The following is an 18859-nucleotide window of genomic DNA, read 5'->3' as shown; positions in this document are numbered from 1 at the left end:
CGCATCGATGCTGGACCTGGAAAAGTCGTTCAGGCCATGGGTCTTATATTTTCACCCTCTCCTGTGTAGGAATCCGGATGCTGGCGTACAACCAAAAAAGCTTTCTTATCGTTGATGACTTCTCCGACTTTCGCAGTTCGGTGCGGTCGATGCTGCGTGAGCTGGGCGTCAAGGAAGTGGACACGGCCGACACCGGCGAGCAGGCCCTGCGCATGTGCTCGCAAAAGCGTTATGACTTTGTGCTGCACGATTTCAACCTCGGCGATGGCCGCAAGAACGGTCAGCAAGTGCTGGAAGACCTGATGGTCGAGCGGCTGCTGAGCTACGAAAGCGTGTTTATCATGGTCACTGCCGAGAACAGTCAGGCGATGGTCATGAGCGCGCTGGAGTGGGAGCCCGATGGCTACCTGACCAAACCGTTCAACCGCGCAGGACTGGCCCAGCGTCTGGAGAAGCTCGTGCAGCGCAAGAACCTGCTCAAGCCGATTCTGCAAGCGCTGGACCGTCGCAAACCCGCTGAAGTGCTGGCCGCGTGCAACAAACTGATCGAACAGGACCCGCGTTTCGCGCCGTTGTGCCTGCGCTACAAGGCCGACGCATTGCGTGACCTGAAACAGAACGAGCCGCTGGAAGCTTTTCTCAGAACCATCCTTGCCGACCGCGCCACGCCCTGGGCGTATGCCGCGCTGGGCAGCCTGCTGCTCAAGCGCGGCAAGGTCATCGAAGCTCAGGCTGTTTACGAGCAGGCGATCAAGGCGTTTCCGACCATGCCGGCTTTGTACGATGGCCTGGCCGATGTGCTGGTGGTCAGCGGCGATGCCAAGCGTGCGCAGAGTGCGCTGGAAAACGCCGTGCGCCTTTCGCCTCTGGCAGTACGCCGCCAGAAAATGCTGGGCAAGCTGGCGATGGACAACGAAGATTTCGAAAGCGCTTCCAAGGCCTTTCGTCAGGCGGTGTCTCAAGGCGCGCATTCACGTTTCAAGGACCCTGAAACCAACCTGGGTCTGGCCCATGCCCTGATCAGCAAGGGGGGTGACCAGGGGCTGGATGCGCGTACCCGTGTCGAGATCAATAACGCGCTGGGTGATGTGGCCAAGGAGCACACCAACGACGAAGGCCTGCAAGTGCGCACGCGCCTGATGAAGGCCGCCAGCCTGCAACACTCGGACCCGGAAACCGCCGCCAAACTCACCGAGCAGGCGATGGCCAGGCTTGAGGGCATGCAGCAGTTCCTCAGTGCTGATGCAGCCCTGCTGGTGGCTTCACAGCTCAAGCAACTGGGTCAGGAAGAAGCGGGTGCGGGCGTGCTGAAAAACTGCGCGGAAGTCTACGGTGACGACCCGGCCGTGATGAAGAGCGTGGCCAGCATGACCGACGACCCAGCCATTCTGGGCGCCAACAAAGCCGCCGTCGATTTCAACCTGCAGGGCGTGCGCAGCTACAAGGCGGGTAACCTGCCGGAGGCGCAGGAGCATTTCCGTCGTGCGCTGGCCTTGCAGCCCAAGAACATCAGTATCGCGCTGAACATGGCGCAGTCGCTGCTGCATCCGGGGCAGAATCTCGGACAAGCCGGGCTTGAAGAGTGCCGCGCCAGCCTGAAAATGGTCGGCATGATCCCGGACAGCGATCCACGTTATGAGCGTTATCAGAAACTCAGGGAAAGGGCGTTTGGCGCATGAGCGAAGAGCAGCAACAGGGACTCGATTTTTCCATGGTGATTGCTTCCACCGTGCACGACATGAAGAACTCGCTGGCGACGCTGACCCAGGCCCACAACGAGTGGTTGGCGAAGCTCTCCGTCCAGCAGCGCGACACCCCGGAGCATGGGGTGATCGAGTACGAGTTCGCCAACCTTAACGGCATGCTCGTGCAACTGCTGGGGCTTTACAAACTCGGGGTCAACCAGCTGCCGTTGCGCCCTGATTATCACGAACTGGACGATTTCATCGAGGCCCAGCTGGCGCATCATCAGGACGTGCTGGCCAGTCGCGGTATCGCCGCACGTGTGGATATCACCGATGCAAGCCCGCTGGGGTTTTTCGACCGCGAGCTGGTCGGTTCGGTAGTGGGCAATATCATCGTCAACGCGATCGGTTTTGCCCGCGAGCAACTGGCGATCAGCATCGGCGATCAGGATGGCCAGCTGAAAATCACGATCAATGACGACGGTCCCGGTTATCCGGGGTACCTGATCGAGCGTCAGACCGAGTATGTGCAGGGCATCAATCAGGGCACTGGCAGCACCGGCCTGGGTCTGTACTTTGCCGCACATATCGCCCGTTTGCATGTGCGCAACGGCATACAGGGACGAATCGAGATCGCCAACGGCGGCGTGCTGGGCGGGGCGATGTTCAGCATCTACCTGCCCTGAATGAAAGAGGCCGTCGCGTCTCTTCGTTATATTGACGCGGCGCGGGATGCCCGCGCCTGATCACTGAGGCCTTGAGCGTCATCTTTTTGGCTTTCAAACCCCTGTGCGTCGTGCTTTCTCTCCTGAAACCCTGTAATCACGGCACCTCCCCATGTTCGTCGGCTTGGTTCGATTATTGCTATATCGCTTTCAGGCGTCGGCTTTGGTCTGCGCAGAATCAATCCAATAGCAGGCTGTCCGGGAGCATAGAGATGGAAGACAAAGTACTCAGGCTGATCGAAGAAGCGATGGAAGCAGACGAAGGCAGTCTGAGCAGGGGCCAGAACCTTGACTGGGACTCCATTGCGGTCCTTACATTCATGTCGCTTGCCGACGAACACTTGGGCAAGACCCTGGCGGCCAATCGTCTCAATGGTTGCAAGACTGCGGATGATGTCATCGATCTCGTCACCGAGAAGTAATTCGCCAGTATCTGTTCAACTCGTATGAATCGACCCTCAAGGGGAACGTTGGGTGGTAAGTAGTCCTTTTTCACTGAGCGGCAAAGTGGTGATGGTGACAGGTGCCTCTTCCGGTATCGGCAGCCAGGTCGCGATCTGGTTGAGTCAACAGGGCGCGCGCGTGGTGCTGGTTGCCAGAAATACCGAGCGCCTTGAAGCGACACGGCTTCAGCTCCATGGCGAAGGTCATGGGGTCGAGCCGTTCGATCTGCTGGACGGGGCTGCTGTTCCAGGCTGGATGCGCAATCTGGCCAAGGCTTACGCGCCCTTCGACGGGCTGGTTCATGCCGCCGGCGTGCAGATGCCTATGCCGATTCGAGCGTTGGGACTCGATCAGTGGGAAACGGTATTCGCCACCAACGTGACCTCCGGCTTTTCGCTGGTCAAGGCCTTCAGGCAGAAAGGGGTGTTCGTTCAGGGTGCCAGCATCGTTCTGCTCTCGTCGGTGATGGCTCAGGCTGCCCAGCCCTCCCTGATGGCTTACTGCGCCAGCAAAGGCGCGGTTGAATCGATGGTCCGCGCTGCGGCGCTGGAGCTGGCCCGCGACGGGATCAGGGTCAATGCAATTGCACCGGGTGTGGTGAGAACCGAAATGACCCGCACGCTCGAAGACCTGGTGGGCGCCGACTCCATGAAGGCCGTGGAGCAGAAACATCCACTGGGGTTCGGTGAACCGCTGGATATTGCCTACGCGGTGAATTATCTGCTGTCTGAGGCGGCTCGCTGGGTGACCGGCACGTCGATGGTTGTGGATGGGGGGTATCTGGCTCAATGACTGTCAAGAACCTGCTCATCGTCGGTGCGGGTGCGTTCGGGCGTGAAGTACATGCCTGGTTGACCGACTGGGTGGCGAACAACCCAGGCTGGCACATCGCCGGGTTCATCAACGATGGCCCGGGCTCCACCGAGCGTTTCGACCATTACCCGCCTGTCGTGTCAACCGTGGACGGTTACGAGCCCAAGCCTGACGAGTATCTGGTCTGCGCGATTGGCGCGCCTCAGGGGAAGCGCGCCGTCGTTGAAAAGCTGCTCGCCAAGGGCAGCCGTTTTTTCACGCTGATCCACCCTTCGGTCATCATGGGCGAAAATGTCGTGGTAGGTCAGGGCACGGTCATCTGTCCTTCAACGGTACTGACGGTGGACCTTCGGATCGGCGCATTCGTGACCCTCAACATAGGCTGCCTGATCGGGCATGACGCAGACATCGGTGATTTCTCCACCTTGAGTGGACATTGCGACATCACCGGTGGGGTCGTGCTGGAAGAGGGCGTTTTCATGGGCACGCACGCCAGCGTGCTGCCCAGGGTCAGAATCGGCAAACAGGCTGTAGTCGGAGCGGGCAGTGTTGCAATACGCAATGTGGCCGCAGGCACTACGGTGTTCGGTGTACCCGCCAAACGTATATCGGGGTAATGCTCATGAAGTCCCATGCCAGAATCGTCGACATAGAATATGAATTGCCTGCTCATTCACTGGACAACGAAACGCTGGCCCGGGAATTTCCCGAGTGGGACGTCGAGAAAATCTTCGCCAAGACCGGTATCGGTGAGCGGCATATCATCGACAAGGATGAAACCGCGTCCGACCTTGCCTTTCGGGCCTGCGAGAAGTTGTTCCTCAAAGGGGACATTCAGCGCAGCCAGATAGATGCGTTGATTTACTGCACGCAAAGTCCCGATTACGTGCTGCCTGCCACTGCCTGCATCCTGCAGCATCGCCTGCAACTGCCGACCCACTGCGCCGCCTTCGATTTCAATCAGGGGTGTTCAGGGTTCATCTATGGGCTTGGCATCGCCAAGGGGTTGATCGAGTCGGGCCAGTGCCGCAACGTCTTGCTGGTCACGGCGGAAACCTACAGTCGCTACATTCACCCGCAGGACAAGAGTGTTCGCACCCTGTTCGGCGATGCAGCGGCCGTCACACTGATCAGTGCCACCGAGGGTGGGCCGTTCATGGAGCGCTTTCGTTATGGCAGTGATGGCTCCGGGGCCGAGAACCTGATTGTGCCCATTGGCGGAGCACGCAGACCTTCGGCGCAGAATCCGCAGCCTGAAACCCGCGAGGATGACAACGGCAACGTGCGGACCGACGCCAATCTATACATGAATGGCCCGGCAATCTTCGAGTTTTCCATGACACGCGTGCCGCAGCTGTTCGCTTCACTGTTCGACGACGAACTGGCAGTGACCGATATCGATCTGTTCGTGTTCCATCAGGCCAACCACTTCATGCTGGATGCCTTGCGCCGACGTCTGAAACTGCCTGCCGACAAGTTCGTTTCCGCCTTCCAGCACTGCGGCAATACGGTGTCCTGCACCATTCCCATCGCGCTGAAAGAGTCGCTGGACAAGGGGGCGCTCAAACCCGGTGATCGGGTCGCTGCGGTCGGGTTCGGAGTCGGGTATTCGTGGGGGGCGTGCGTCATACACTGGTAACCGTCACAGGTTGCCCCTGTATCACGGCTGACTCAAGGCTCTGCGTCATACCTCTGACGCAGAGCCCTTTTTAATTGAGCCTTTTGCGATCAGCTGTCCACCCAGGCAGTGCGCCAGGAGTGCAGGTGCCCGGCGTCAAGCATCCAGCGTTCGATGACTGTCTGCTTCAAGGCGTCGCCTCTCTGCGCGCAGGTATCCATCCGCCCGATGTGCTCTTCGATGGCACTTATCCAGGCGTGGGTGTCGTTGCCAACCCGCGTGACGGGCAGGCCTTCAGGAACGCTCAGCACATCGCTGCAAATGACCGGAAAGCCACAGGCACCTAACTGCAGCAAGGCCACCGGACTTTTACTCTGGTTGACCAGGTTCGACTCGGCGGGGGCCAACACGAGATCAAGGTTCAGACCGGCCAGCATCCCGGGGAGCAATGCTCCTTCCACCGATGAGCGCAGTTCGTGGATAAAGGGTCGCAGCCAGCGCGTGCAAGGCCCCATGACGACCCATTCCACCCGGTCCGCCAGCGCCTTGATGACTTCCGACAGGATCAGCAGATCACCCAGCTCGCCCGCTGTGCCGACCCAACCGACGCGGGGTTTCCTACGCGTCTGGCGCTGGCTTTGCAGGTTCAGCCAAGGCTCGGAGGCCAGCCGGGTTTCGATGACCTGAACGTTGGGATGCGAATCACCCAGCAGATCTGCCAGCGCCCGAGTAGGGACGGTGATCAGGTCTGCACGTTCCAGCCCATGGCGCAGAGAGGCTTCAATCGCAGCGAGTGGTGCTGCGGTCTTGTCGATCTCTGCGTAGACCGGATATTGCGGCAAATCGTAGATGACTCGAGCATGGGTGTGATCCTTGATTGCATTGATGCTGGCGATCAGGCGGTCGTTGACCGGGCCTTGCATGACGACAGTGTCAGGGCTGAGTCTGGCGATCTCCACGAGTGGCAATGGTATGTGGCTGAGGATGCCATCCACTTCAAGTCCGGCACGCAGACTGTGAAGTACCGAGCCGACTCGATCACCGGCACTTGCTCGATCACCAGGCTGCACGAGGACCACCGGCAGTGGGCGATGCGTCAATGGTCGCCAGCTCAATTCCGGATTGGGCTGGGTGACAAAACGTTCTGTCAGGGACAGGTTCGTGCTGTAGGCCGGGTCCCAGGCCATGTAATGCAGCCAGCGATGGGCGAGGGCGCGTGTCGCGAAATCTATCGCTTCGGCATCGACCTGTGGCTCGTCGGGACGCAGGGCAACGATGGCATGCGGCGTCCAGACGACCAGATGCCCGGCGCTACGCGCCCTCAGACAGAGGTCTACATCACGAAAGTGCAGGGGGAAAAGGTGTTCGTCCAGGCCTTCGATTTCGGTGTGGACTGACTTGCGAATCATCAGACACGAACCGCTGACGGCACTGTAGTTTTGATCGTTTTCCAGACGCTGCGCGAAGCTCGCGCAGTTCGCCGCGTCATTGGCGGTGATCGCACAAGCGGTGCCATCCAGTCCCATGATGATCCCGGCGTCCACGATTTTGCTGTCTGGTGAAATGATGTTGGCGCCCACGATGCCCACTTCGGGGCGCAGTGCGTGATTGAGGAGCTGTTCGAGCCAGTCCTGCTGAACGATCAGGGCGTTGCTGTCGAGCATCAGCAGGTAGTCGCCCTGAGCGTGCCGTGCAGCGGCATTGAACAGAGCCGAGGGGCTCACCGTCTGCTCATGGCGAAGGACGCGGATGCGCTCCGATTGCATCGACTCCAGCGTGGTCAACCATTCGGTGGTCTGCGCCGACTGGCTGTTGTTGTCGCAGATCAGAATTTCGTAGAACGGGTACGTCGTGTTTTCCAGAATGCTTTCGACGCAAGGAAGCAGCGTCTGTAACTGATCCTGTGAGGTCACAAGGATGGAAATCAGCGGCTGATCGGCATGGCCGTATTCGATCCGGTAACGTCCCGCCTCCAGCGCATGCACCTGGCCGTCCACATAGCCGCGCGCGTGCAAGTGGCGTTGAAGCGTGCGCGCCTCGTCGTAATTATTCTGGGCTTGCCAGAGTGGCGAGATGGCAATCGGCTCGGTGACATGCACAAATTCGGTAAAGCTTGAGTCTTCGATCAGGCGCAGTATCAGATCGAGCTCAATGGCTTGAGCGTGGCCTGGATCGAAGCTGCCCACCGCCAGGGCTTTCTCGCGGTTGAACAGCCAGTTGCGACTGGTGGCCGACGGACAGGCCAGCAGGTAATCCAGACTGAAACCTGGTTGAAAGATCAGGCGAGCCCCTGCGTGAGCATGCAGGGTCACTTCATCGCCGAAGACCGCGCAGGCGTGTGGCGCTTCGATCATCTTCATGACGGCGCATAGCAGGCCGCTCGGGGTGAACGTCGTGCCTGCGTCGACCAGCATCCACCAGTCGTGATTGTTATCCTGCATCAGCTCGTTGATGACCGTAGCACGGTTTTCCAGGGTCGCGTCCCGCCAGGGTAACTGGGCCTGAAGCGGTGTTTGCTGCTCCCTGTCGTAGTCGGCCAGCACGAAAACCTTGAGCTTGTCGAGCAGAGGCGCATCGGACGCCATGCTTTGCAGCGTGCTCAGTACTCGCTCGGCCTGCTGATCGAAATCGGAAACGACCAGTGCAATCGACGGCCCGCCATCGTGCTGCTGCAAGTGCTCACGCAGCAAGGTGTGCTGAGCGGGCGTAGGTCTGCGCTGTCCAAGCCAACTGGCCACGCGAGTGTTGCGAACAGTCGCCTCGGACCTTCTGTCGAAGTAGCCCAGCAGGTCCATTTCCTGGACGTTGTCGCGCTGACTCAGGGGCGCAATCCTGACCTTGCCATTGAGCTCGTCGGGGCGGATCCAGCCCAGTTCGCCGGGAATCCGATGGAAGTTGGCGTGACCTTCGCGCGGCAGGGCCGGGTCTTTTCTGAACGCTTCACTGCTCTGCTGATCGGAAATGCGGAAATAGGACAGGGGACGGGCAAGCATCGCCAGATTGCCCTGACGCAGCAGTTTGGCGTACATCGCCAGATCGCCCAGCCCCCAGATCAGCACCTGATTCAGGGACATGATGTCCTGGCCGAAGGCCAGCAGGTCTTCGCGGCGACACATCACGGCACTGGGTTCGCCGACGAAATTGACGGGGTACTGGGCCAGAAACGACACCAGTTCCGGACCGTTCAGAACCACGTTCTTGCCGAATGGGTAAGCGGTGTACAGATTGTCGGCCAGCAGGGTGCCGCTGGCGTCGATTCGCTTTCGTGTCGCTGACACGATCTTGATGTCAGGACTGTCGTACATGGCATCGAACATCAGCCGCACGCAATCGGTGAGCAGGATGTCGTCGTCATAGAGAAACTTGATGTAATCGCCGCGCGCCAGCGCCACACCGTTGGCGACGTTGTGGGGTTCGCCCAGCGGTGTTTCGTTTTTATGATAGTGAATGGGCCAGCGGCTACCCGGCCTGAGTTTTTCGACAATGTCCCTGATACCGTTGTCACGGCAGTCGTCAGTGACAACGATCTCGATGTCGTCATGATTCTGGCGCAGCGCACTGGCAAGTGCCGCTTCGAAAAAAGCCGGTTTATAAGCAGGGATGACAATACTGACCAGGCGTGAAGAACTCATCGCAATACCACATGTGAAGAAGTGTTGAGAGCCCACCGGACAAGCCGGTCGGCATTCATGATCGTCTGCTGTTGTCAGACCTTGCGGCCGACGTACAGAACCGACTGGTCGGTAATGCCATGCTGCCGGAATATGCCCTCGCCGAACGCGTTCGAATCCAGGGCATCAACCGTGAAGCCGGACGCCTCCAGACGAGACACGAAGTCATGCCTGGCATACATCCGCACGTGATCATCCTGACCGAAGCGCGCCCAGCGCTCATCGACGCTGGACTCGTCGGGGTCTTCTTCGGTGTCGCTTGCGGTCAGCAGAATCGGCACCATCAGGATCGCAGAGCCACCCCTGGCCAGAACCCGATGCAGCTCGGACATGGCCTTGCGGTCATCGGGCACATGCTCCAGCACATGCGAACAGACGATGAAGTCAAAGGACTCATCGGCGTACATGTGCATGTCCATGATGTCGACGACGTCATCAGCCAGCGGCGAAAACAGATCGGCGGAGCGGTAGCGGGCGTTGGGCAGGCTGCGCAGGAATTTCGACAGTACAACGGCTGGCGCGATATCGAGAATGCGCAGGGGTTGTCCCGGCGGATTGTTCAGCAGGTGCATGGCGAACAACGCATAAAGCCGGTCGCGGTCTGACGCGTGGCATTCGGGGCAACTGTATTGGCCGACGTTCAGGGTTTCGAAATCGTCCACGCTGTAGAACACGTTCAGGCGGTGAAAGATTTCCAGATGACCTCTGTCCATCGGGTAGAAATTCGGAAATCGGCAGGAGCAGACCGGACACGTACGCATTAGCGGTTCTCGTTACTGGCAGTGACAATGACATTGATGATGCTGTCGAAAGCCTCATCGGTCAGGCTGTCGTAGATAGGCAGGCACAGGATCTGATTCGACAGGCCAGTGGCAATCGGCAAGCGCTCCGGCTTGGCCGAATCCAGACCCCGGTACATGGGGAACGTCGAAATCAACGGATAGAAATAGCGGCGGGCCAGAATGTTCTGATCACGCATGCGTTGATAGAGCGCGTCTCGCGACACGGCGAACGTTTCGCGTATCAGTACCGGGAAATACGAGTAGTTATGTTTTTCGGCACTCTGCCAGACGATGTCGATACCGGGGATCGCCGCCAGCGCAGCACGATAAAGCTCGTCGATACGCTGACGCCTGATCAGTGCCTGATCGATGTGCTTGAGCTGAAGCAGGCCGAACGCTGCGTTGATCTCGCTCATCTTGCCGTTGATGCCTGGCGCGACCACGGTGACTTCGTCGGCAAAACCGAAGTTTTTCAGGTAGTCGATACGTTGTTTGGTCTTCAGATCCGGGCTGACGATGGCGCCGCCTTCGAAGGTGTTGAAGACCTTGGTAGCGTGGAAGCTCAGGATCGAGAGATCGCCGTGCCTGAGCAGGCTTTCGCCACGGTGCTGCACGCCGAAGGCATGGGCGGCATCGTAGATGACTTTCAGGCCATAGCGGTCGGCAATCTGCTGGATGCGGTCGACGTCACACGGAATGCCATAGCAATGCACCGGCATGATGGCGGTGGTTGCCGGGGTGATGGCTTCTTCGATGCGGTCCGGGTCCAGATTGTAGGTGCCGGGCTGGATATCGACGAACACCGGCGTCAGGCTGTTCCACAGCAACGAGTGCGCGGTTGCGACGAATGAGTAGGGCGTGGTGATGACTTCGCCCTTGATCCGCAGCGCCTGGATTGCGGTCATCAAGGCCAGGGTGCCGTTGGAAAACAGCGACAGGTGCTGAACGCCCAGATAGCTTGCCAGCTCTTTCTCGAGCTGCTGGTGAAACGGGCCGCCGTTGGTGAGCTGGTGGCTGTCCCAGATCTGCTCGAGGTAGGGAATGAATTCCTCAAGGGGCGGAAGCAGGGGGCGTGTGACGGGAATCGGTGCGCTCATGGAAAGCTCTCAACACGTGTCGCAGAAGATTGCCGTTCGACAGTTCATTTTTATGGCGCATCGTGCAGCACGCACAGGTGATCGACATAAAAATGGCAGCCAAACTGTTTTGTCTTGGTCAAAAGCAAAAAACCAGCCAAGAGTGCGGTTTGTACTGTTTGAAGGTGTGCGGCTTGTGAGCGGTTTGGCGATATGTTTCAGCCCTTGATATCCCGAACGCCCGTTGCGTATTTTGTAAGCACTGCCGCAGGACGGCCTCGACATTCACAAGGATTGAGCAATGAACCGCAATGACGGCCGTTCGGTTGCACCGCAACTGACGGGCATTGATGAAGTGGAATGTGTGACGCCGGATCTCAATGGCGTGCCGCGTGGCAAGGTCATGACCGCCGAAGGGTTTAGTGAAGGGCGGCGGTTGCAGATGGCGCGGGGTGTGCTGTTGCAATGCATCATGGGCGGTTACCCGCCGGCGCGTTTCTATGGCGGTGATGACGGTGACCTGGCGCTGGTCCCCGACCCTGCGCAATTGCACCGTGTGCCGTGGAGCGATCAACCGCGTGCGCTGGCCATTTGCGACGCCGATGAATTGACCGGGGCCAGTTGCACGCTTTCGACTCGTGGGCAGCTCAAGTCGGTACTCACCCGCTACGCCGAATACGGCCTGACTCCGGTGGTGGCCACTGAACTGGAGTTCTTTGTGTTTGCCCCCAACCCGGATCCGCTTCAGGCGTTCGTGCCGCCTGTAGGACTGGACGGTCGACGCGAGCTGGGGCACTCGGCGTTCAGCATCAGTTCAAACAACGGGCTGCGGCCATTCTTCACAGAGGTGTACGCCTGCATGGCGGCGCTGGGTCTGCCACGCGATACGTTCATGCACGAGATGGGCGTCAGTCAGTTCGAAATCAACCTGCTGCACGGCGATCCCTTGCTGCTGGCCGACCAGACTTTTCTGTTCAAACACCTGCTCAAGGAGGTAGCGCTCAAACATGGCGTGATTGTGGTCTGCATGGCCAAACCGTTGGCGAACACGCCCGGCAGTTCGATGCACCTGCATCAGAGCGTGGTGGATGCGGTGTCCGGCCGCAATGTATTCAGCGCCGAGGACGGGCAGTCGACGCCTACGTTCCGGCATTTCATCGGTGGACTGCAAGCCTGCATGGCAGACTTCACGGCCTTGTTCGCGCCGAACGTGAACTCCTATCAGCGCCTGTTCCATCCGTTCGCGTCGCCCAACAACGCCTGCTGGTCCTACGACAACCGCGCCGCCGGTCTGCGAATTCCCGCCAGTGCACCGTCGGCCAGGCGCGTCGAGAATCGTCTGCCGGGTGCCGATGCCAATCCTTATCTGGTGATCGCTGCCAGCCTTGCGGCGGGGCTGTACGGGATCGAACGGGGCATCGAGCCGACCGCTGCCGTGCAGGGCGAGATTCAGGTGCCGGAAGAATTGACGTTGCCGTGTACCTTGCAGGCCGCTCTTGAGCGTCTGAAATGCAGTCATCTGGCCAAGGAACTGTTTGGTCATGAATTCATCGAAGGCTACATTGCGTCGAAGACCATGGAGCTGACCAGCTTTCTCGATGAAATTACCCCCTGGGAACGGCGCGTACTGGCTGCCCAGATTTAAAGAACGTTGTTTCGGATTCGCCTGTTAAGGCGACTCCGTATTTTGGAATGTCGATGCGCCAAATCTGGAAGTCCTTTCGAGCGCTGTATTTTGCCTCGTTGATGATGTTGATCGGCTCGGGTCTGCTGAGCACCTATCTGGCCCTGCGCCTGGCTGCCGATCAGGTGGACAGCCTGTGGGTGGGCGCCTTGATGGCGGCAAACTATTTCGGTCTGGTGCTGGGCGGCAAGATCGGTCACCGGCTGATTGGCCGGGTCGGGCATATTCGTGCCTACGCGACGTGTGCCGGGATCGTCGGTGCGGCAGTGCTGGGGCATGGCCTGATCACCTGGCTGCCTGCCTGGCTGATTCTACGGGTCATCGTCGGCCTCGGGATGATGTGTCAATACATGGTCATCGAAAGCTGGCTGAACGAGCAGGCGGCCGCCAAACAGCGGGGCATGGTATTCAGCGGTTACATGATCGCGTCCTATCTGGGGTTGGTGCTGGGGCAACTGGTGCTGGTGGTTCATCCGCAGCTTGGCCCTGAACTGCTGATGCTGGTGGCCCTGTGTTTTGCATTGTGTCTGGTACCGGTCGCCATGACCCGCGCCATTCACCCGGCGCCATTGCACCCTGCGCCGCTCGAGCCGCTGTTCTTCATGAAGCGGGTGCCCCAGTCGCTGACAGCGGTGCTGGGCGCAGGCCTGATCATCGGCTCCTTCTACGGCCTCGCGCCGGTCTATGCAGCTGAGCAGGGACTGACGACCGAGCAGGTGGGGCTGTTCATGGGCTGCTGCATTCTGGCGGGGTTTCTGGTGCAGTGGCCGCTGGGTCTGCTGTCCGACCGTTATGATCGTTCGGTACTGATGCGGGTCTTTGCGGCAGCGCTGTTCGTCGCGTCACTGCCACTTGCCGTCTTTCCCAGCGTGCCCGTGGAAGTGCTGTTCGGCGTGGGTTTTCTGGCCTCGCTGATGCAGTTCTGTCTGTACCCGCTGGCCGTAGCGTTCGCCAACGACCATGTGGAGGCCGAGCGGCGCGTCTCGCTGACCGCCATGCTGCTGATGACCTACGGTATCGGTGCAAGCATCGGCCCGCTGGCGGCCGGCGTGATTATGAAAATGTTCGGTGGGCACATGCTGTATGTGTTCGTCTGCGCCGCTGGCGCCATACTGATGCTGTTGATTCGTCCCAAGGCCGTTACGCACCTGCACCAGGTCGAAAATGCGCCGCTGCACCACGTGGCAATGCCGGACAGCATGTCCAGTTCGCCGCTCGTTGTGGCACTTGACCCACGTGTGGACGAACAGGTCGTGCAGGAACAGATGCAAACCACTGTCGAGCCTGAACCTGAGCCTGAATCGGAGCCTGCTCACGAAGATACGCCAGCGTCAGAAGGGCAGGTTGCCGAGACCGTGCAGGCCGATGGCGAGCGGGAGCGCGAAGAGGAAACCTGGAAGGCTTGATCGGTGGTCGTTGAGACTGGAGAAGGTTTACAAGCGGAATCGAGAAAAGGGTGTTGCATGATTGCGGTAACGGTTACCGCAATCACCTCAGGCGACGTCTGTCAGAAGTCGTCGTCCTTGTCGAAGCGCCGGGCCTCACGTTGCAGCTGGTACACGAAACGTTCGACCTGGCGTTGTACCAGCCCGCTCATGTTATGGAAGCGCACGCCGGCAAAGGTGGTGTGGACCCTTTCTTCGAAATGCAGGTAACGCAGCTCTACAGGGGCGGTCATTGCACCGAAGGGCAGTCTGGCGACGAATTGCTCGTACACCTGGCCCAGTTGCATGCGCTCGGACACGTCGCCTTCGAAACGCAGCTTGCAGCCGGTCGCCGAAATATCCAGCAGCTTGCCCTTGAGTGGCGATTTGAGTTTGTCGCCGCCGATTTCGATGTCCACCAGTTGCGCGAGCTTGAGCGCGGCTCGGAAAGCGTTGCGACGCTGGTGGTAGATGACTTCCTCTGGCAGCGGTCCGCGGTACAGGCGCTGGCCGTCATGGTCCACGATGTCCATCTGTTCCGAGCTTTCCCAGGCGATACGTACGCCATCGTGAAAGCCTTCTACCCGGAAGGACTCGCCATTGGTAAGGAATCGTTCGCCATCGCGGGGGATCATTTCGTCGAGCGCCAGGACGTTGGTCTCTCGGTCGACTTCGATAACGTAGCTCTGAAAGCGCTGGGCGCGCTCGTGGAAAGTAATGATCAGCGGATCATGACTTTCAAGGAGTAGCCGCAGGTTAGCGGCGATTTCCAAAGGTGTATTCAAAACCTTCGGGGGCTGCGGAGCATCATCCGCGCTTGAGCCATTCACGTTCTTACATCTCCAGGCAAAATACTACGGCAACGCAACATCGGGCATTCTGCCACTACGCACGAAACCTTTATACAGGAAGTTACGCCTGACTGAGCGGGCGTGGTCTTGCTCTTCCAGCAGTCGAACCGCGACTGTCATACAGGGTCGGCGTGTCGCCTCCATTCAAAATGCGAAGCTGGTGGGCCGTGCTCACCTGTTGCAATTGAATAAGGCTGCCATTTCGCTCGTTGAGCGTCTGGCATTCAGCGATCAGCGCGTTCAGCTCGTCCGCGGCTGCAAGCAATTGCTCGCCGATGTCCGAATGGCTGGCCAGTTGCTCAAGCCCCTGCCTGTTAGAGGGTAGCCCGAGTCCTGTCAGCACCTGACTGCGACGGCGGCCATGCTGTTCGAGCAGAATGACCAGCGCCTGTTTCTGCGCCAGTACATGTTCCATCTCGCCCATGTCGCGGCCCTGAAGGATCAGTGACTCCGCCTGCAGCAACTCATGCAGCTGCCTTGTCGGAACCATGTCGTCGGTGATCATCTGAAGCAAAGTAGTGTCTTGCATCGCATGCTCTGGTTTTTAAGCGTCCAGAATATCCAGCGCGAGCCTGGGGCTAGCGTTGGGTTTCGAAATTGAGCAGCTTGCTGGCAACGCGGTTGCTGTCCACTGTGTAAGTACCGTCAGCGATGGCCTGCTTGAGTTCGGCAACGCGTGCGCTGTTGACGGTCGGCAGATCGGCAAGCTTGTCAGTGATTTTCTGCAACTGTTGAGCCTCACTGCTCAGTGAAACGGTTTCCCCGGTACTTTTAACGCCTGCAGTACTGCTGGCAGATGTTGCCGCCTCGGTCTTGATTTCCTTGGCGGGGCTGGTGCGGGTGGCTGGCTGCGCACCGTTGATACGGTTATTAAAATCTATGACCATGATAAAAAACCTCTGGGTGTTTGGACGCTTGCCTTGTTTTCGGCCATCCCCGATAAAACTTTAGGCTCGTCGTGATAAAGCTTCTCAATAGAAGCTTTCACCGTCGGAAAGTTACCGCAGTCTAGAAAAAACGCGTCCTCTATACCAGCGTCAATATGCTCACATGGCCACTTCCACCTGCCCGGGACCGGTCACATTCGCCTTGATGACCCGGCTTGAGTTGAGATTCTTCACCCGTATCTGTTCGTTGAAACTGCCGTCGGACATCGCCTCGCCCGGCATGCGGACCGCCAGCGAGCCGCTGCGAGCGATGATCACCACCTGATCGCCCTTGTGAATCATGCGTGGCTGCTCCAGTGCCACGGGTGTTACCACCTGATCGATGACCATTGGTCGGACAACTTTCTGGCCTACTGCCTGATCCAGCGAAGACAGGAAACCCAGCCCCACACTGCTGACATCGCGCTCGCGCATCGCCACATCATCTTCAGTGACGATGGCGTCCCGTTTGAGCGGTCGCATCACGGTCACAACGTTGCGAAACAGCTGCACCTGGGCAGGCACGAACACCGTCCAGGGCGATGATCCTTCACAGCGAACCCGCACGGTGACCCGGCCGACAGGGCGAGGACTTTCCAGTGCGGCTGTCAAATCCTTGTCGCAAGCATTCATGCGCATACGCGGGTCGAGCTGCTTGACCTGGATGTCATGACGACCCTCAATCTGGTTGGTTGCCAAATAGTCTTCTACTGTGAACTCAAGAAACCCTTGGGTAACGCCGATAAGCTGTTCAGGCAGTGTGAAATTCTCTGCGCGACAGAGGTTTGTCACGCTGAAAAGGCACAGCATGCCGATTGCGCACAGAAGCCTGCGGGTTTCTAATGCCAGGTGTCGAGAAATTGTCGTCTTTGGGTTCATGACGTATAAAAAGCAAAGCCCGTGCCGCTTACCAGTCTGGTGTGTGGATAACGGTTGCTTTGGTAAGAGGGGGTCGGCATGGCAGGTGTAATGGATTCGGTAAACCAGCGCACGCAGCTGGTGGGTCAGAATCGCCTGGAGTTGCTCTTGTTCCGTCTCGACGGCAAGCAGCTCTATGGCATCAACGTGTTCAAGGTTAAAGAAGTACTGCAATGCCCGAAACTTACCATCATGCCCAAATCGAGTCCGATCGTTCGGGGCGTGGCGAACATTCGCGGCGGCACCATTCCGATCATGGACCTGGCGATGGCAACCGGTTCGGCAGGCATGATCTCGCTGGTCAATTCCTTCGTGATCATCACGGAGTACAACACCAAGGTTCAGGGTTTTCTGGTGCACTCGGTCGAGCGCATCGTCAACATGAACTGGGAAGAGATTCATCCGCCACCCAAGGGCACCGGCCGCGACCATTACCTGACTGCGGTCACGCGGGTCGATAATCAGCTGGTCGAAATTATCGACGTCGAGAAGATTCTCGCCGAGGTTGCGCCGATCTCCGAAGAGGTGTCGGTAGGCGTCATCAATGAAGAGGTCCATCACAAAGCCATCTCGATGCGAGTGCTGACCGTCGACGACTCGTCGGTGGCGCGCAAGCAGGTCAGCCGTTGTCTGGAAACGGTCGGCGTGGAAGTGGTTGCGCTGAACGACGGTCGTCAGGCGCTGGACTACCTGCGCAAGATGGTCGAAGAAGGCAAGAAGCCTCACGAAGAGTTCCTGATGATGATCTCCGACATTGAAATGCCGGAGATGGACGGCTATACCCTAACCGCGGCGATCCGCAACGACCCGCGCATGCAGAAAATGCACATCACCCTGCATACTTCGCTTTCCGGGGTATTCAACCAGGCGATGGTCAAGAAAGTCGGTGCCGACGATTTCCTCGCGAAATTCCGGCCGGATGATCTGGCAGCCAGGGTTGTCGCGCGCATCAACGCAGCAGAATAAGTAACGGAATAATAGTCGGGGGCGTCGCCCCCGGTGATTCACCTGATTTGAGAGGCTGCACCTTGTCTACGGGTAATTTGGATTTTGATCAGTTCCGGGTATTTCTGGAAAAAGCCTGTGGCATCCTGCTTGGGGAAAACAAGCAGTACCTGGTGTCCAGCCGTCTCAACAAACTGATGGAACAGCAAAGCATCAAATCGCTTGGCGAACTGGTCCAGCGCATTCAGACCCAGCCGCGCAGTGGTTTGCGCGAGCAGGTGGTCGATGCGATGACGACCAACGAAACCCTGTGGTTTCGCGATACCTACCCCTTCGAAGTCTTGAAAAACAAGGTGCTTCCCGAGCAGATCAAGGCCAGTCCCGGGCAGCGACTGCGCATCTGGTCGGCGGCCTGCTCGTCGGGGCAGGAACCGTATTCGTTGTCGATGTCCATCGATGAGTTCGAGCGCGCCAACCCTGGCCAGCTCAAGTCTGGCGCGCAGATCGTCGCCACCGACCTGTCGGGTGCGATGCTCAACAACTGCAAGACCGGCGAATACGACAGTCTGGCCATCGGCCGCGGCTTGTCGCCGGATCGTCTGCAGCGCTTTTTCGACGTCAAGAGTCCGGGTCGCTGGGTCGTCAAGACGCCGATCAAGAGTCGCGTGGAGTTCCGCTCCTTCAACCTGCTCGACAGCTACGCCGCGCTGGGCAAGTTCGACATCGTGTTCTGCCGCAACGTACTGATCTACTTCTCTGCTGAAGTGAAGAAAGACATCCTGCTGCGCATCCACGGCACGCTCAAGCCCGGTGGCTACCTGTTTCTGGGTGCGTCCGAAGCGCTCAACGGCCTGCCGGACCACTACCAGATGGTTCAGTGCAGTCCCGGGATCATTTACAAGGCCAAGTGATTGGCGGTGTCTGTGCTCAATAGAAAGAGACCTGCGGGTCTCTTTTTTTGTTGTGCCACACAAGCCCTTGCTGACTAGAGTTCTCTCGGATTTGCGTATGAGCAGTCCGCAAATACACGTACGGGAGCTGTTTCAGCCCGGCCAAGCCGCTTTTCGGGCGCAGGCCGATGACGTCGTACCCCTGTTGCCACGTTAGCGTCGACCAGGGACCGACTCAGGTGCAGCCTCGGTCGCCCCTCCATACTGGCAAAAAAACGGCACCCACCTTGCCGCTTTACCTCTTTACAGCGGAAATGCCTTGCCGCTTTTCTGGCATTGCCGCTTTGCCACCGTCTGCAAGCCCCGTAATCATTGCGTTTTGAGAAGTGGCACGCCGATTGCTTTGT

At 58.7% G+C, this 18859-nt stretch carries 17 protein-coding genes; 10 read left to right on the top strand and 7 right to left on the bottom strand.

Annotated features, from left to right (window positions below; all coding sequences use genetic code 11):
* The first annotated feature begins 77 nt into the window (after positions 1 to 77).
* The 6 genes from JTJ32_RS19055 to JTJ32_RS19030 all read left to right on the top strand — a co-directional run bounded on the left by JTJ32_RS19055 (position 78) and on the right by JTJ32_RS19030 (position 5306).
* Positions 78 to 1679 carry a tetratricopeptide repeat-containing response regulator gene (locus JTJ32_RS19055; protein ID WP_210042946.1) on the top strand — a complete coding sequence of 534 codons (1602 nt, stop codon included), beginning with the start codon at positions 78 to 80 and terminating at the stop codon, positions 1677 to 1679.
* Entirely contained in the window at positions 1676 to 2371 is a 696-nt protein-coding gene (locus JTJ32_RS19050; RefSeq protein WP_099229077.1) for a sensor histidine kinase, read from the top strand. Before JTJ32_RS19055 ends, JTJ32_RS19050 begins: the two co-directional genes overlap by 4 nt.
* 251 nt (positions 2372 to 2622) lie before the next feature.
* Entirely contained in the window at positions 2623 to 2832 is a 210-nt protein-coding gene (locus tag JTJ32_RS19045) for a phosphopantetheine-binding protein (RefSeq protein WP_210042945.1), read from the top strand.
* Positions 2833 to 2884: 52 nt separating this feature from the next.
* Positions 2885 to 3646: an SDR family NAD(P)-dependent oxidoreductase gene (locus JTJ32_RS19040; RefSeq protein ID WP_184323171.1), complete on the top strand. Its 762-nt coding sequence runs from the start codon at positions 2885 to 2887 to the stop codon at positions 3644 to 3646.
* Entirely contained in the window at positions 3643 to 4284 is a 642-nt protein-coding gene (gene vioB / locus JTJ32_RS19035) for a dTDP-4-amino-4,6-dideoxy-D-glucose acetyltransferase VioB (protein WP_099229076.1), read from the top strand. Before JTJ32_RS19040 ends, vioB begins: the two co-directional genes overlap by 4 nt.
* Positions 4284 to 5306, top strand: a complete 1023-nt coding sequence (locus tag JTJ32_RS19030) for a ketoacyl-ACP synthase III (RefSeq protein WP_184323172.1) — start codon at positions 4284 to 4286, stop codon at positions 5304 to 5306. The genes vioB and JTJ32_RS19030 overlap by 1 nt, the downstream gene beginning before the upstream one ends.
* A gap of 89 nt (positions 5307 to 5395) precedes the next feature.
* Here the strand turns inward: JTJ32_RS19030 and JTJ32_RS19025 are convergent, their stop codons facing one another.
* The 3 genes from JTJ32_RS19025 to vioA form a co-directional block, all read right to left on the bottom strand.
* A complete protein-coding gene (locus JTJ32_RS19025; protein WP_210042944.1) occupies positions 5396 to 8917 on the bottom strand; it encodes a glycosyltransferase in 3522 nt (1173 codons plus the stop codon).
* A 74-nt stretch (positions 8918 to 8991) separates the two neighbouring features.
* Positions 8992 to 9717 carry a methyltransferase domain-containing protein gene (locus JTJ32_RS19020; RefSeq protein ID WP_210042943.1) on the bottom strand — a complete coding sequence of 242 codons (726 nt, stop codon included), beginning with the start codon at positions 9715 to 9717 and terminating at the stop codon, positions 8992 to 8994.
* Positions 9717 to 10835, bottom strand: a complete 1119-nt coding sequence (vioA, locus tag JTJ32_RS19015; protein ID WP_099229073.1) for a dTDP-4-amino-4,6-dideoxy-D-glucose aminotransferase VioA — start codon at positions 10833 to 10835, stop codon at positions 9717 to 9719. Before vioA ends, JTJ32_RS19020 begins: the two co-directional genes overlap by 1 nt.
* Before the next feature lie 382 nt (positions 10836 to 11217).
* Here vioA and JTJ32_RS19010 point away from each other — a divergent pair, with 382 nt between their 5' ends.
* Entirely contained in the window at positions 11218 to 12459 is a 1242-nt protein-coding gene (locus JTJ32_RS19010; RefSeq protein ID WP_210043001.1) for a glutamine synthetase family protein, read from the top strand.
* A 53-nt stretch (positions 12460 to 12512) separates the two neighbouring features.
* Positions 12513 to 13904 carry an MFS transporter gene (locus tag JTJ32_RS19005; RefSeq protein WP_210042942.1) on the top strand — a complete coding sequence of 464 codons (1392 nt, stop codon included), beginning with the start codon at positions 12513 to 12515 and terminating at the stop codon, positions 13902 to 13904.
* 101 nt (positions 13905 to 14005) lie between these two features.
* Here the strand turns inward: JTJ32_RS19005 and JTJ32_RS19000 are convergent, their stop codons facing one another.
* The 4 genes from JTJ32_RS19000 to flgA form a co-directional block, all read right to left on the bottom strand.
* The gene (locus JTJ32_RS19000) at positions 14006 to 14752 is read right to left on the bottom strand and encodes a flagellar brake protein (RefSeq protein WP_210042941.1); all 747 of its coding nucleotides are present in this window, start codon (positions 14750 to 14752) and stop codon (positions 14006 to 14008) included.
* Positions 14753 to 14834: 82 nt separating this feature from the next.
* Complete coding sequence (locus JTJ32_RS18995; RefSeq protein WP_099229069.1) at positions 14835 to 15302, bottom strand: flagella synthesis protein FlgN; 468 nt, start codon at positions 15300 to 15302, stop codon at positions 14835 to 14837.
* A 49-nt stretch (positions 15303 to 15351) separates the two neighbouring features.
* Positions 15352 to 15660, bottom strand: a complete 309-nt coding sequence (gene flgM / locus JTJ32_RS18990) for a flagellar biosynthesis anti-sigma factor FlgM (protein WP_210042940.1) — start codon at positions 15658 to 15660, stop codon at positions 15352 to 15354.
* A 159-nt stretch (positions 15661 to 15819) separates the two neighbouring features.
* Positions 15820 to 16578, bottom strand: a complete 759-nt coding sequence (gene flgA, locus JTJ32_RS18985; protein ID WP_122418633.1) for a flagellar basal body P-ring formation chaperone FlgA — start codon at positions 16576 to 16578, stop codon at positions 15820 to 15822.
* Positions 16579 to 16656: 78 nt separating this feature from the next.
* Here flgA and JTJ32_RS18980 point away from each other — a divergent pair, with 78 nt between their 5' ends.
* On the top strand, positions 16657 to 17583 hold the full coding sequence (locus JTJ32_RS18980; RefSeq protein ID WP_099229066.1) for a chemotaxis protein CheV: 927 nt from the start codon (positions 16657 to 16659) through the stop codon (positions 17581 to 17583).
* Positions 17584 to 17645: 62 nt separating this feature from the next.
* Complete coding sequence (gene cheR, locus JTJ32_RS18975; protein WP_004880708.1) at positions 17646 to 18473, top strand: protein-glutamate O-methyltransferase CheR; 828 nt, start codon at positions 17646 to 17648, stop codon at positions 18471 to 18473.
* The last annotated feature ends 386 nt before the right edge of the window (positions 18474 to 18859 follow it).

Source organism: Pseudomonas alliivorans (assembly GCF_017826695.1).
Lineage (GTDB): Bacteria > Pseudomonadota > Gammaproteobacteria > Pseudomonadales > Pseudomonadaceae > Aquipseudomonas > Aquipseudomonas alliivorans.
Note: the sequence above shows the minus strand (reverse complement) of the source record. Positions and strands in the feature narration are given on the sequence as shown.

Bases quoted from the DNA above. Each gene is read 5' to 3' on its own strand.
- JTJ32_RS19045 (WP_210042945.1), top strand. From the start codon at position 2,623: ATGGAAGACAAAGTACTCAGGCTGATCGAAGAAGCGATGGAAGCAGAC.
- JTJ32_RS19055 (WP_210042946.1), top strand. From the start codon at position 78: ATGCTGGCGTACAACCAAAAAAGCTTTCTTATCGTTGATGACTTCTCC.
- JTJ32_RS19010 (WP_210043001.1), top strand. From the start codon at position 11,218: ATGACCGCCGAAGGGTTTAGTGAAGGGCGGCGGTTGCAGATGGCGCGG.
- JTJ32_RS19030 (WP_184323172.1), top strand. From the start codon at position 4,284: ATGCTCATGAAGTCCCATGCCAGAATCGTCGACATAGAATATGAATTG.
- vioB (WP_099229076.1), top strand. From the start codon at position 3,643: ATGACTGTCAAGAACCTGCTCATCGTCGGTGCGGGTGCGTTCGGGCGT.
- flgA (WP_122418633.1), bottom strand. From the start codon at position 16,578: ATGAACCCAAAGACGACAATTTCTCGACACCTGGCATTAGAAACCCGC.
- flgM (WP_210042940.1), bottom strand. From the start codon at position 15,660: ATGGTCATAGATTTTAATAACCGTATCAACGGTGCGCAGCCAGCCACC.
- JTJ32_RS19050 (WP_099229077.1), top strand. From the start codon at position 1,676: ATGAGCGAAGAGCAGCAACAGGGACTCGATTTTTCCATGGTGATTGCT.
- vioA (WP_099229073.1), bottom strand. From the start codon at position 10,835: ATGAGCGCACCGATTCCCGTCACACGCCCCCTGCTTCCGCCCCTTGAG.
- JTJ32_RS19020 (WP_210042943.1), bottom strand. From the start codon at position 9,717: ATGCGTACGTGTCCGGTCTGCTCCTGCCGATTTCCGAATTTCTACCCG.
- JTJ32_RS18980 (WP_099229066.1), top strand. From the start codon at position 16,657: ATGGCAGGTGTAATGGATTCGGTAAACCAGCGCACGCAGCTGGTGGGT.
- JTJ32_RS19025 (WP_210042944.1), bottom strand. From the start codon at position 8,917: ATGAGTTCTTCACGCCTGGTCAGTATTGTCATCCCTGCTTATAAACCG.
- JTJ32_RS19005 (WP_210042942.1), top strand. From the start codon at position 12,513: ATGCGCCAAATCTGGAAGTCCTTTCGAGCGCTGTATTTTGCCTCGTTG.
- JTJ32_RS18995 (WP_099229069.1), bottom strand. From the start codon at position 15,302: ATGCAAGACACTACTTTGCTTCAGATGATCACCGACGACATGGTTCCG.